General features: G+C 56.1%; 9 protein-coding genes. 3 read left to right on the top strand and 6 right to left on the bottom strand.

Annotated elements, in window-relative coordinates:
• Nucleotides 1-176: 176 nt before the first annotated feature.
• On the top strand, nucleotides 177-1,556 hold the full coding sequence (locus IX761_RS17025; RefSeq protein WP_194790736.1) for a DUF6035 family protein: 1,380 nt from the start codon (nucleotides 177-179) through the stop codon (nucleotides 1,554-1,556).
• 229 nt (nucleotides 1,557-1,785) lie between these two features.
• Here the strand turns inward: IX761_RS17025 and IX761_RS17030 are convergent, their stop codons facing one another.
• Nucleotides 1,786-2,154, bottom strand: a complete 369-nt coding sequence (locus tag IX761_RS17030) for a histone-like nucleoid-structuring protein, MvaT/MvaU family (protein ID WP_194790737.1) — start codon at nucleotides 2,152-2,154, stop codon at nucleotides 1,786-1,788.
• Nucleotides 2,155-3,358: 1,204 nt separating this feature from the next.
• On the opposite strand from IX761_RS17030, the gene IX761_RS17035 reads away from it, so the two are divergent.
• Nucleotides 3,359-3,841 carry a hypothetical protein gene (locus tag IX761_RS17035; protein WP_194790738.1) on the top strand — a complete coding sequence of 161 codons (483 nt, stop codon included), beginning with the start codon at nucleotides 3,359-3,361 and terminating at the stop codon, nucleotides 3,839-3,841.
• A gap of 174 nt (nucleotides 3,842-4,015) precedes the next feature.
• Here the strand turns inward: IX761_RS17035 and IX761_RS17040 are convergent, their stop codons facing one another.
• Both IX761_RS17040 and IX761_RS27415 read right to left on the bottom strand, forming a co-directional pair.
• Nucleotides 4,016-5,296, bottom strand: a complete 1,281-nt coding sequence (locus IX761_RS17040; RefSeq protein WP_194790739.1) for a hypothetical protein — start codon at nucleotides 5,294-5,296, stop codon at nucleotides 4,016-4,018.
• Nucleotides 5,297-5,588: 292 nt separating this feature from the next.
• Nucleotides 5,589-6,530, bottom strand: a complete 942-nt coding sequence (locus IX761_RS27415; RefSeq protein WP_194790740.1) for a tyrosine-type recombinase/integrase — start codon at nucleotides 6,528-6,530, stop codon at nucleotides 5,589-5,591.
• Between the two features lie 205 nt (nucleotides 6,531-6,735).
• Here IX761_RS27415 and IX761_RS17050 point away from each other — a divergent pair, with 205 nt between their 5' ends.
• A complete protein-coding gene (locus tag IX761_RS17050; protein ID WP_194790741.1) occupies nucleotides 6,736-7,707 on the top strand; it encodes a DNA-binding protein in 972 nt (323 codons plus the stop codon).
• A gap of 28 nt (nucleotides 7,708-7,735) precedes the next feature.
• Here the strand turns inward: IX761_RS17050 and IX761_RS17055 are convergent, their stop codons facing one another.
• Genes IX761_RS17055 through IX761_RS17065 form a run of 3 tightly spaced genes read right to left on the bottom strand, consistent with a single transcriptional unit; the run spans nucleotide 7,736 to nucleotide 13,660 of the window.
• Entirely contained in the window at nucleotides 7,736-9,976 is a 2,241-nt protein-coding gene (locus tag IX761_RS17055) for a DEAD/DEAH box helicase (RefSeq protein ID WP_194790742.1), read from the bottom strand.
• On the bottom strand, nucleotides 9,951-11,246 hold the full coding sequence (locus IX761_RS17060) for an ATP-binding protein (protein ID WP_194790743.1): 1,296 nt from the start codon (nucleotides 11,244-11,246) through the stop codon (nucleotides 9,951-9,953). The genes IX761_RS17055 and IX761_RS17060 overlap by 26 nt, the downstream gene beginning before the upstream one ends.
• On the bottom strand, nucleotides 11,243-13,660 hold the full coding sequence (locus tag IX761_RS17065; RefSeq protein WP_194790744.1) for a TerB N-terminal domain-containing protein: 2,418 nt from the start codon (nucleotides 13,658-13,660) through the stop codon (nucleotides 11,243-11,245). Before IX761_RS17065 ends, IX761_RS17060 begins: the two co-directional genes overlap by 4 nt.
• Nucleotides 13,661-13,861 lie beyond the last annotated feature (201 nt).

Genomic DNA, 13,861 nt, shown 5'->3' on the forward strand with positions numbered 1-13,861 from the left:
GTGGTCGCTGCTAAGTACAACGAGCGAAAATGTAGGTGACGCGGACGAGCGGTGGAGGGAGCGGGTCAGCGTTCTGATGACACTTAATATGGCCATAACATGAAGCTAGCAATGTACTAGCCCGGCGGAAGTCATGGTCTGCACGGCAACGAGGGCAGTGCTTATGGAGGGAATTCGTGCGCACCTTGGAATACGCTCAGCCTACCGAACAGATGAAGCTGACGGATGTAATGGATCTAGACAGCGCGGCTCCCATCGAAATTAACAGCTTCCTGACCCGGGAGTTGTCCCTGGTCATACAGGATAGAGCGGAGCTGGCGTCGCGGTTCCTACTGGATCGAGACAGGCCTTGGCTGGTTTGTCAGCTGTGCGGTGCCGCTCTCTTGCTGGTGCGCACCCAGCATCGCTTTTTCCACTTTCGCCATCACCCGACTATTGAGGGGCTCATCAAGTGCGACATCTCCACCAAGGGAGAGCTCAGCCCAGCTCAGATCACAGCGATCAAGTACAACGCGCAGAAGGAGAGCCAGGCACACATCCGGCTTAAAGGGATCATCCGCGACAGTTTGATTGCCGATCGATCGTGTGGTGAGCCCCAGGTCGAAAAAGTCTGGAAAGGCCAAGCGGTTGCCGACCGTGCCACTTGGCGCAAGCCAGATGTTCAAGTCGCTAGAGGGGATGAACGCATCGCGTTTGAAGTTCAGTTGTCGACGACCTTCCTGACCGAGATCGTCGGTCGACGGGAGTTTTACCGAGCCAATGGTGGATCGATGATCTGGGTATTCCAAAGTTTTGATCCCAGCTCAACCAAGACAGCTGAGGAAGACATTTTCTTCCTGAACAACCTGAACGTCTTCATCGTCAATGATCGTACGCTGGCGCGATCCAGAGCTACTGGACGCATGGTGTTTGATTGCTGGTACGCAGTCCCCCAATTGACCGGTCGCACCATAGTCAATGAGTGGAGGAGGACAGAAGTGTTTCTGGACGAACTGACGTTCAGCTCGCAAAAGCAGGTCGTGTTCTATAACGACTACCAGGCACAGAGAAAGGCCTTGGAGACCTCGATAAACACTGACGTGCTACGTCGCGATTTCCACTCTTTCTGGGCGGAGTACGGCAGGGATGACACGCCAGAAGCCCGGGAGCGCTGGGGCGATCTGCGAGAGCGTATGGCAAGTGCTTATCCAGCCATCAAGCTTCCGAACTTCCACTGGTCAGATCCATTTCAAGGGGCTGTCTCGATTGTGCTGAGCGCACGCTACGGGCGCCCCATCGGGTACCGATTCGAGCGCCTGCTCAATGTCAGCAACCAGGCGTTCGACTCCTACAAACCTTTTCTGCTGCAGTTCGGCTGGACATTGGAAATCTTTGAGCAGAACGAAATGTTGGTCGAACAGGACAAGAAGGGTACATGGGCGAAGCGGCGCGAGATCATCCGTGCAGCACTGAAAAGGCGAGATGAAGCTTATCGGCCTGACCGGCAATACAACCATCTATTCGCATTCTTGGTGCCGGAGCTTAAGGATCGCCTGATCAACATGCACGAGTGGTGATCACACGGAGGTACCATCATTGCTGGCGCCGTCGACGTGAAACAGCGAGCCTCTATGCACTTGTTGCCGCGCGTTCGCTACAGGTAGATCCGAGCGACTCACAAGTCAGCGGGGGCATGGCTGTCGGCAGGTTTCGGAACACTTAGAGGTGCTGCGGTGCGTTGATCCTGCCTCTCCGGGAAATGGAAAAGGGCCCTTGCGAGGCCCCTTCGTTTGTACTCAAAAAGTCTTACTGAGCCAACCAGCGCTCGACTTCATCGGAACCGTACTGGCCTTTCCACTCCTTGAGGGTTTTGTGGTTGCCACCCTTTGTTTCGACGACTTCGCCGGAGTGCGGGTTCTTATAAACCTTGAGCTGACGCGGCTTCCGGCTGCCTTTTTCAGTTGCAGTGGCTGGCGCCCGGCGGCTTGCCGCTTGTGGGTCGAAAATGGCCACGATATTGCGCAGGCTGTAGCCGTACTCACCAAGTAAGTCACGAAGCTTCTTTTCGAATTCGATTTCGCGTTTCAGGCCATCATCGTTTTTGAGGGATTCAAGCTCGGCCAACTGAGCAGCCAATTGCTGCTCCAGGGCGCGGAATTCTGCGAGACGAGACATTTGACACTCCTGTATGTGAGCCGTCGAGTATACCGGTAATGTAGTGCTTTCGAGTCACACGCTATGCTTCAAGGTCGAGGAAGTGGTGAAACACCCTGGCAACCTATCATCGCACCAGAACCCGAGCAACACGGGTAATGGATGGGCTTAAGCTGTAAGGGGGGGGCGGCACTGGGGTGGTCTGAACACAAGGTTTCCCTTGGCTATCGATCGTAGGTTTCGCCACCGGTGCTGATCTTGTAAATGGTTTCCGAATAAGGCAGGCGCGCAATGATGGTAGTAGCGTTCACTACTCCTGCCATGGTGATCCCTCTGCAGAAGTAGGTTGACATACCATTGGATGCGAACGCACATGCCCAAAGGATGTGCAATTTGCCAATGTCGACGATGTATAACCGGGTGCTTAGCAGAGGCTTGAGCCGTGAGGCTGCATGCCGCTCGAGCTGCGGTGGATGAGAAGAAAGTGCACTAGGGGATTTATGGCCTGTGACACACAGACACTATGGTGGCGCCGCCGAAGCGCCAAACTTCTCTTACATCGAACTTAAGCCCCTGCCAACGGAAGCGATTGCGTCTGCCCTAGCCGTGGTGGCAGTCCTTGGCTATCCGGACGACTACTTCACGCTCGCAATGGAGAAAGCGGAAATTCTGGTTTGTCACGAAGCTCCCAGCTGCCACCCGTATGGTTACTCATAGCTCGATGAGCTCGCCCGGGCAATGGGCGCAAGAATGGTTGTTCACGGGCACCATTATGAATCTCTCGACTACAGGTCTAAGTGGCCGAGGCTGGGATTTTAGGCTTATGGGATAGCGTTCAGATCCATAATGGCCATCGATGGGTCGGTCATCAGCTGAGGCGACGGGCGGTGATCCGCTTCATCATAGTCATCGACACTTTGGGCTCGAAGAGGCCGGCTGGATCGTTGCTAGGCCTTCTACATTCAGTTTGTATAACGGGCCTTACGAATGTGGCTTGGAAGTGGCTAGGGAATCACGGGCGATACAGTCACAGATTGACTAGCTAGATTTGCGTGCTAAACCTCAAATTAGGCTAAAGGTTTTAGATAATTATGGCGCAACGCCATTAATGGTTAACCATACATAGCTTCTCCATGAAGTGATGCTTACGCGGGATAGTAATGGATGCAGTGAACTGGGCACCCGATCCTCTACCTAGTAGCAAAATTGATAGAATAGGCTATGCATGGCCAATGATAACCGACCCAAGCTAAGGCTTATCAAGACGGGCACCAAGTTTAGCATGCCTTTCTTTCGCAATCCGGCGAAGATCGTACTCGCGCCTATGGAAGTGAACGAGCCAGCGGGTGTTTACCAGTCCATGACTGCTAATCCGTGGCCTCACAAAACTCCATTCGACCTGCAATCCCTCGATGCCGGCTCACTGCGCGGAATCATGGACGTCGCCCATGAACCGTCAATGATTCATCCAGAGGCTGAGGCGATCGTGAAATGTGCTTTCCGCTCGTGCTGGCTCGACCAAAACATCAGTAAGCGGGCTGTGTGGGAAAACGTAAGGGCCAAGTGCCGGGAGGCGGGCATTAAGTCCCCGCCCTACCAGGCGGTGGCCATGCGCATTGATTGCTTGTTTTCGCTTGAGGTGCTGCGTTTCCACCCGTTGACCCGCGAGAGTTACCCGCAAAACTCTGACGACGAATCTCTGGATTAGCCAAAACTACCGAGTCGGCGATCATTTGATATACCCAGCCGTTCACGCAAAGAGGTTGGTTTCAAGCAGGTTTTTTTGCTCAGGAGTGTGTTTGAGCTCCCGTGAAAAGGGCGACAAAACCGGGGAATTGCCGCCTGTGGGCTCAGGTCACTTACGGAGCAGTCGATCCCGGATTTATGCAACCTTAGGGGCTAGCTCGAGGATTTCCAGCTTGGATCCAGCCAGCGAGAAATCGGCATTTTGGTAGTGAGGTACAACCCCGCAAAACTCTGTAGCACCGTCCAAGACAAAGCCATCGCCAAAAATTATCGGGGGGCGTTTCGGCAGCCGGTTGAGCGTCAGTGCTAGAGTTTTCTGCTCCATGATCCATTTGTTGTTTTCGATCAGCGCAGGGATGGAGCTACGGAAATACTCTGGCCCCTGGATGGCATTGATCTGAGATACAAAATGTGTATGGCTGCGCTCGAAGAACTCGGCCTGTCGCTTCTTCCAAAAAGGCACTAGGTCGAAAAGCAGGTCATCACTATAGGGGAGGGCACCCGATTTTGAGCGGCGGGCGAGCTCTGTCACTGCATTATGAATCAGCGCAGCCTCGGGACTGATTGCAGCCATTGCGCGCATTTGGGCTGCGGCCGAAACTGCCCCGTCACCGTACCTGCGGTTCTTCAAAGCATCCTCTACTCGTCGGCAGCTTTCTTTAAGCATCTGCGGCGGCATATTGAGGAGCAGTGTGCAGAGACCTGCGGCGAGGGATACTCCGTGAACGGCTTCGCTCTGCTTCGCAGCGGCAGAAATTGCGTGGATGATGGAGTGGTACTCCGGCACTCTCGAATTCTGGAGAAAACTCAAGGCCGCCTGCTCGGCGTCGCGACGTGCATTCTTTGGCAGCTTTTCGCCCAGAAAGAGCGGCAAGACATCCCGTTGTTCCTGATAGGTTGCGCAGGTCTCGAGCATGCTGCCGAGGTAAATAGGCGATTTGAAGAGCACGCGCCTGCGCTGAAGGTCACGACTGTCAAAGAAACATAACGAGATATGCTCGATTGGCTCGTGGAAGTTCGGCTGACTGAGGCTGAACCCCACCTGCCACGGGTACTGCACTGCAGGATCAGTGTGGTCATACGGTTGAACGAAATGATCCAGCTTCAAGTCCTGCTTCAAGGGCCTGATTGCAGCATTTGTGTCGCTGGGGTCTGCGATCAGTCGAAAAATGTTTTCAAGGGTTCTCAGGCCTCTAATGGAGCAGTTCATGTCTACCCAATGCCGCATCTCGTGCGCTAGCGGAGTAAGCACCTTTTCGGCGCCATCGACGAGCAACAGACCGGCGTTCCAATCGGGATTGAAGACCGCATTCGCAAGATTTACGACGTCGGGCTTTTCAGCTCGCTTCAGCGTGATGGTCTGTGTGAAGTGCTCATAATACGCAAGGGTGCTATTGCTGCGCTTGATACCGGGCATTTGACGTGTCCGTAGGCCAATGCAAAGGAAAAGTGACTGTATTTTAACCGAAACCGGGTGTAGTCCGAAGACGCAGCACCAGGGCCCATATCATTGTGGCGGAGGAGCGGCTACGAGAAGTGGTTTGAAGGAGGGCAGGAAATCTATCGCGCTACCCCCGCAGGGCCTTTAGCTTTCACTTCCAAATTGGAAGAGGCCGACTGAGTGGTACTGCCTGGCCTGACAATAGACGTGAGGTACACCTATGAAGAATTTCAGGCATCTCCCTCTTGCTCACGGTCAGTACCCTGGCTCACCCCTCCAGCTTCCTGATGAGGCCACCAAACTGCTGAGCCGGTTCCACATAGCGAAGTGCTGATTTCATGTCGCTCCAGCCCACGTACTCCATGAGCGTTTTGATGTCCCAGCCTGAGCTTGCGGCCCACGTGGCAAACCCGCGTCGGATCGAGTGAGCACTATAGATCTGTGATGGCAGGCCACAGCGCTCTAATGTGTCACGAAGCAGGGGGATCAGACTATGAGCTACTAGGGGCCGATCGCTGATGTTCCCCCAGCGATCAATTCCCCTGAATACACCACCTCGAGTTAGGCCAGCAGCTTCGACCCAGTTGAGGTAGGCCTCTACTGGACAAAGCATGCTCAGCGATGGTGTCTTGTACTCGCGCCCGATGTTCTGCCGGTCGCCTTTGCTTGATCCCAGATAAAACCGGATACCTACATAACGTTCGGCATGGGTGTTCTCTATCGTCAGCCGGGACAACTCATCCCCGCGGAAGCCCCTCCAAAAACCGATAGTGAGGAGGGCAATGTCGCGGGTCGCTTTCAGCAGGGCAGCCATGTTGTCTGTGGCTCTTGCCTCAACAATCTCACCTTCGAGGTGGGCTACTGCTTTTTCGAGCTGCAGCAGTGGCAGCGGGGCCGCTTGTTTCTGCTGAACGGGATGCAGCGCCCGGATGCCCTTTAGTAACTGCCTGACCTTGGGGGCCTTGGTGGGGTCTGGGAACCCGTTACTTTGATGCCAGTTAGCAAGTGCCGCCAGGCGCTGCTTGAGCGTACTGAGCGCTAACTGGTCGGCGTACTCAGCGATGTACCGCACAACTGATTCGGTGGTCGTAGGCAGGAACCCACCCCAAGTCACTTCGAAATGGGAGAGGGCGGCCGCATAGCTCTTCGACGTGTTCTGACGAACGCTCGCCTCTAGGTACCTATCTGCCTTGCTGACCACTTCAGCCACGTGTTTTCCCCGTTTCAATCCTTCGGTGGCCCGCTTTTGCCGTTTGTACCGACTTCCTGGCCATTTTACCCCTGCTCCTGAACCTGACAAGCCATAAACCTCGATTATGTCTTGCCAGTATTCTAGGTAGAAAATGACTTTCTACGTGATAAAGTGGCACGTAATTACATGACACGTAAAACAGTACGAAATCGTAGGAGGGATCATGGCTAGAGGCGGCATTAACCTAGCGTTGGTGCAAAAAGCTCGTGAAGCTCTGGTTGCCCGAGGCCAGAATCCAAGCATTGACGCGATTCGGATAGAGCTTGGAAATACCGGCTCAAAGACGACAATTCAGCGCTATTTGAAGGAAATAGAGGCTTATGACCCTCGGCCATCCGTTTCTCCTGCAAGGCTAAGCGATGAGCTGACTGAGCTCGTGGGCAAAATGCTGGAGCGCTTGCTGGAAGAGGGGAGCGAGGAGCTGACGCATGAGCGCACTTCCTTCGATCTTGAGCGCCAGGCGATGAAGCAGGAGGTCGGTACACTTCAAAGTCAGCTAGAACAAGCGAAAGACCAGACTGCCAAGCTGCAGTCAGCTCTGCAAACTCAGGATGAAGAGCTCAAAACGACTCATTCCACGCTGCAAACCGAGATCACGAGGAATGCCAGGCTCAGCCAGAGCTGCACTGACCTAGAGGTTCGGGTGCAAGAGAAGGATGGGCAGATTCAGTCCCTGGAGCAAAAGCATGCGCACGCCCGTGAGGCTCTTGAACACTATCGCGCTTCCGTGAAAGAGCAGAGAGACCAGGATTTGAGTCGCCATGAGTCCCAGGTCTATCAGATGCAGCAAGAGGTGACCGTCCTGCAGCAGACATTGATGGTCAAGCAGGAAGAGATCTCCCGCCTGATCAGGGATAACGAGCGCATGATTGCCGAGAATCGCCAGCATGCCAGGGAAGCCTCACAGCGTCGTGAGGACGTAGAAGCCCTGCGTGGCGACCTCGGCATTGCCAATGCTGCGACTGCTCGAGCAGAAGGTGCTAAGGAACTGCTCTCTCAGCAATTGGAAGCCAAGGCTAAAGAGGCTAGTGATGCCCTTTCCGAGGCCGCCGCAGGGAAGCTGAGAGAAGCTGAGTTGATGCAGAAGCTTGCCAATGTAGAAGCCGACCTCGAAAAAATGGGCGACGGATCGTAGGAGAGTAGCGCTATGGGCATTCCTCTCTCTACGATTCCAGAGTAAGGAGTCGAGCTGCGGTGACCGCGGCTTGGAGATCAAGCTGGCTTGAGGCAAACGACTTCATTAGGAGTGAGCGGGGAAGGGCCCAATCCCATTTTTCTCGGATCATGTTTTCGACGCTTTCCAAGATGGGCTCTATATCTGAAATATCCATTTGACCGACCACGCGCAACGCTCGCATCGTGTCCTCCACACTGAATGCAACTTGCAGGAAGAGTCCTGTGTTTTCACACTGAATACCCACATGCTGGAGCAGCAAGGCCAGCGCATCGTTGGTGTAGTCCCCTCGCCAGGTCGCCACGTAGCTGACACTGGCGGAGCCAACAATTGCCGTGCTACCCAAGCCGAGGGCACGGAAGTTACTCCGAGCATCCTCCAGAAGGGCTTGAGCGTGCTTGTCCAGGAAGGGGCAGGGGGTGGTTTCCATCAACACGTTTCGCATTTCAAGCCTGACGCGATCATCCACCTGAGCACCTAGCCCATCAAACTGAGGGGGCTCGCCGCCCCGCGCCGGCGTGACCACGATCACCTTCGCTTCAAGGTCGACATCCTGAACTTGCCAGCGTCTTCCGCCGAAAATGATGCGTTGGCCCTTGGTCAGGGGTTTGCTGACGGGCAGCGAGCCAAGTGGCTTGCCATCCCGGAGCAAACGAAACTCTTCATCGCTCGTGAAGGCGGTGTAGAACTCATAGTGGTTGATCAGACGCTCCCCAAGTTCGCCTGGCAGCAGAAGTCCAGAGCTGTCCTGGACGATCAACTCCTTCTCACCCATACCTTTGAGCAAAGACAGGAAATCAGGCTTGGTGACGCTCGCAAAACTGCCACTTGCTATAAGATTGCCCCATAATTGCGCCGCCGAGGCACCGCCGAGCTGAGCAATAGACGACAAGCACTGCTGCACCAGTGTCGAGGCGTGCAAGCCTCCCGACCTAGGCGGCTCAAACCATCCACTGATCAGCAAGCGGATCATGGCGACCGTTTGGACAAGGCCTTCACGCAACTGATCGGAGAGGTCAGACTGATCCGTTAAGGGGCGCTCTCGGCAGTACACCCTGAGCATGGCAGGCTCACCGGGTCGACGACCTGAGCGGCCAAGCCGTTGCCTGAGACTTGCCACAGAGGGTGGGGAGCCGATCTGTGCGACCGTCCTGATGTTACCGATGTCGATACCCAGCTCCAGGGTGGTAGTGCATACGGCAGATGCTGGAGGATCTCCCACCTTCAACGCGCGCTCGGCATCCTGGCGCAGCTCCTTGGACAAGCTACCGTGGTGCGGCCAGAACTCGTTTGGCACTCCATCGTTCTCGCATAGTGAGCGCAGACGGTCGGCAAACCATTCAACCTCTTGGCGCCTATTGGGGAAGATCAGGTTGTTGTGCCCTCTCAATACCTTGTACAGGTGGCCTGCAATTGCCACCTTGGTACCAGAGGTCTCCTCCTGCTCGTCGCCTTCATCTGTTGAAGATTTCCCAGGGTATTCAGGCACCATCTGTTGCATCGGCTGTTCAAGGTAGCCGCGTACCTGCACTTGGAGTTCCTGGCCAGAGGATTTCGACTCGATGATGGTGATGTCATCAGGGCGAACCGGCCTCAGGAACTTTCGGGCCAGCGACATCTCCCCAAGCGTCGCGGAAAGTCCTACACGAGGCAGAGCCCTGCCTACGACGATCTCAACCCGCTGCATGAGCGATTGCAGTTGCTTACCGCGCTCACTGCCAATAAAGGCATGAAGCTCATCGACGACGATGTAGCGCAGGTTCTGAAAAGCCCCAAGTAAACTCGAGCCTTTGTTTACTAAGAGGGCTTCGAGGGACTCCGGTGTGATCAGCAAGATGCCCTCAGGCGATTTTAAGAACCGTTGTTTCTTGCTTGCTGCCACATCACCATGCCAGGCAACGACGGGCAGCTCTAGCCGCTCGCACAGCCGACTAAGCCTATCCCATTGGTCATTGATCAGTGCCTTGAGCGGGCTGATATACAGCACTGCGCCGGCGGGCTCGCGGTCATTGAGGAGGTTGGTCAGGATGGGGAGGAATGCGGCCTCCGTTTTGCCTGCCGCTGTGGACGCTGCAATGATCACATCGCGATCAGCACCCACCAACGCCGGTACCGCCCACTCCTGGGCATCACGTAGCGATGTCCACCCCTGTGACCAGACCCATTGTTGAACCTCGGGATGAAGACGCTCAAACGAAGAAGAGTCAGAGCTTGAAGCTGGCGAGCTCATCGTCGGCCTCAACTTCAAGATCCTGTTGGCCAGCCTCATCCTTGGCCAGCTCCACGGCGCCCAGCAAGGTGCGCCAGTCCGCTGTAGGGTTCTGCTCGATTACCGCGAGCAGGTTGATGAAAGCTGTAATGGTCGTGCGCGGCGTCCGGAAATAGGCCTCGCCCAAGCGCTGGTTGCAGTGCGCCATGAAAGCGGGGATGGCTTCATCTGGCAGCAAGAATTTCTCAGCGTCACCGTAGGCGTATACGTTGCGCAGCTTCTGCAGCAGCACGTAGAAGTCTTCAGGGGTCAGGCTGCTGAGCCGAATGACAGGCCCAGAAAGGTCAACCAGGCCAGACTTCGCAAAGCTGTTTTCCGCGAGACGCGATTGCAGGGCAGGGTAGCTGTAGAGTCCCCGACGCGTGTCCATCAGAAACTCTGGTGTGCCGCCCAAGACAAAGCCCAGACCTTCAGCCGAACCCTGCAGCGAATCATTGAGGATGCGCAGAATCTGTTCGTAGTTGGCGTTGCGGGCCTGGGTGTTTGCCAGTTTGTACAGGTTGACCAATTCATCCAGGCAGACCATTAAGCCGCCGAAACCGGCCAGGCGCACAAACCTAGACAGCAATTTCAACTGGTCGTAGACGGAAGCATCGTCGACGATCGTACGCACACCGAGCGCAGCCCGGGCATCGGTCTTCGTGGCAAATTCGCCGCGCAGCCAGCGGATGGCATCAGCTTTGAGCTGCTCATTGCCTTCTTCGAAACCGCGGCAGTAGGCAGCAATGACGTCGGCAAAGTCATAGCCGTTGACCATCTCGGTGAGTTCCGCCAGGTACTCACGAATGACCACTTCACTCTCCACCCCTTTGGCTTTGGCTTCCGCTTTAGCCTGGGAGATGAATTTCTCAACGATACCCTGGAGTGCGCCGCCGTCAGGCTTGGTACGCGTGGCCATGTTTTTGGCCAGCTCCGAGTAAAGTGAGCGCGCCTGACCGCCCGAGGCGTGAAGGCGGCGGTCTGGGTTCAAATCGGCGTGCATGGTGACGAGCTTGCGCTCCATGGCGATGCCGCGTACTAGGTTAAGGAAGAAGGTTTTACCCGCGCCGTACTCGCCAACGACGACACGGAATGCCGAGCCGCCATCTGCGAGACGATCTACATCCTTGAGCAGCGAGTCGAGTTCACCTGCTCGACCGACCTGGATCAGGTGCTGCCCTACACGGGGCACAACACCCGCACGCAGCGATTGAATGACCGCGTCGCGATCCTTGGCTCGTATCTTACTCATAGGGCTAATTCATCCAGAATTTCGGGGTTGATTTCGATGGGATCATCGCCTTCAGTCACAGGCATGTCGAACAGCTCAAACGCTGTGTCGTTGATCCGTTCCAGGGCGCCATCCAGCATCAGTTCCATATCACTGGCTGCGTCTTCCAGCTCAGCGCGGCTCCATTCAGTCCGAGAAACCAACAGGCGGAGGAACGCAGAATGCTCGACGTCCAAGCCATGAACGGTAGCAAGCTGTTTGGCGCTACTGCCTTCTTGTTCCTGGGGCGCTTCTGGTTCCAAGGCAGATGTTTCAGTGGGAGACTCTTCATTGAAGACGCTGGCCAGAAGCGCCGACACCTCTGCCGTTTCTTGTTGCAGACGAGCGACCTTACTCATGTCCAGTGCAAAACCTGAACCCATACTTTCCGCCGCCTCTGTCGCAGTCGCCGACGCGGCGGTCGAAGTCATTGCCTCGACGACCTGGGAAGGGCGAACGGCTGCACTATGGAGATCGCTGTAGACGAACTGCGGATCGAGGGCGAGAGATTTGTACACGCGCTCAAGAAGCTTCACTTCCTGCGGCGTCACTTCGCCGTCCGCATGTGCCAGGTGGGCCAGGAAGCTGGCAATTTTTCGTTTGGCCTCGAGGGTCAGGGGCTCAAGCTTCTTCTTGAGGCTGGCCAGCGTGGGCGGTTGCTTCAGCTGGATTTGGAGGTGCGCTTTCAAGCGTTTGCGATGCGCGACGCAGAGGTGATCCCACGAGTCAATGTGGCCTGACAGCAGACTTACCTCTTCTAGCGAGGTGTCACCGTCTGCCGCAGCGACTGCACTCGCTAGGTCTAACGTCACTGCTGCGGCGCTGTAGGCATCGGTAGAGCGAAGGGTGCCTTCGTCAGAGCCCGCCGCGAACAGCGCGATGATGTCTTCTGCCTTGGGTGTGCGGCTGCCAGACAGGACGTCGGGTTCCAATCCGATCCGCTTGCTCTCCAGCGCTCGGGCAAGGGCGATCACTTTGTCGCGGGAAAGCGCGCCGGCCGATTTGAATCGACCTGCCAGCTCTCCAAAACTCATGCAGATGGTTTCGCCCCCGACGCGTTGCTCCAACTGCTCGAGCTCTGCTTTTGCATCAGTAGGCCAGAGTTCGGTTGGCAACTGCAGGATGGCTTCCAGGCTATCCCCGGCGTCTGGATTGCGCCCCAGGTACCGACTGAAAGCGTCGAGTACGGTGGCGCAGTCCTCGACAATGACCTGCAGCTTGTTACGCGTTCCTGAGGTAGCCGCGACATCAGGAAGGTCACCTACGGCCACTGCCGGAATGTTCAATCCGGCAGAAGCGGGTCGATAGGCTACCTTCAGCTTGGTCTTGTTCTGAGGAAGCACAATGCCGTTGGGATAGCGCTTCGCGAATTCGTGTTTGAAGAGCGCTGCGAATTGCTCGGGACACCGCGTCACAGGTGTGCGCCTGGAGATGTTGGGCTCTGCAAGCGCCCAGGCCAATGCCCAGCTCGGGTTAAGCGGATACTTGTCCACTGTCATCTGGCCCAGCGCAACGCGCAGGGACATCGGTAGCTCGTACCCATCTGCGTGGCTGGCGCCGGGCTCGCTTATGTAGCTCTGAGGCTGAACAGCGCCCGCGTCGATATGGGCGAGGAAACGGGTAGCGTAACCGCGGAAAGAATTGTTATCGCCGTAGAGACCAAGTAAACGCTCGACCTCGGCCTTGATGGCCGGGATTTCTGCCTTGGCCTGAGGGTCGCTCGGTGCATCGATCAGCGCGCGGCGTTCAAGGCCATAGAAAAACAGGAACACGTAACCCGCATCAGCAGGCTGGCAACGACCTCCTGCCAACCATTGCAGGTACGCTCGCCGCGCCTCGGGCGTGATGCTCCGGTAGCTTGGCCAGTACGGCATCTGTCGCTCGATGAGGTTCATCGGTGAGCGCGCGACACGAAGCGTGGCATCGATCAGGGACGGTTCAGATTGGCCGAATTGTGTCGCCCGCTCGGTGATGTAGAGCAGTCCGCCGGGAATGGCCAACCCAGCTACGTTAATGGACTCATCTTCAGCAAGCCAACGAACCCCCGTGGGCTTGGCACTTGGCTTTGGGATGGCGTAACTCTGACTGTCGCTGGACGAACCGACCTGGACAGTATGGAAGTCTCGTTCGCGGGTACTGGTGCTGAACTGGACAGTGACAGTGGGGGAGGTTGCTTGTCGAGACGCCGCAGCGATGTCGGCAACAATGTCATCTTCAGGAACGTAAGGATTTGCCCGGGTGACGCGTCTGACGGCCCATACCAATACGCCTATGCCGAGGATAACCCCTAGGGCGATCCACACCTGTTTTGGAATCTGTGCCAAAAGGGCAACGACGAACAACAAGGCGTACAGAGCGATCGGCCCGCCGCCGCTCCCTTTGCGCTTCCGTGGCATATGAGTGCTCCGTACAGTTGATAATGGCCAAATGACATTCTTACGGATTTTCCATGGTCGGCCAAGTCGTCTGAGCGAAGGATGTCAACTTAGCGACGAACGCCTACCGAGCACGTGCCTTTTTAGATCCCTTGAGGCTATGAAACCGAACGCTGGGGGGGGGCAAAAGCGCTTCACGAATGTCACTGAGGTTCATGCTAG

This window comes from Pseudomonas sp. UFMG81, assembly GCF_015354575.1.
In the GTDB taxonomy this organism is placed as follows: Bacteria; Pseudomonadota; Gammaproteobacteria; order Pseudomonadales; family Pseudomonadaceae; genus Aquipseudomonas.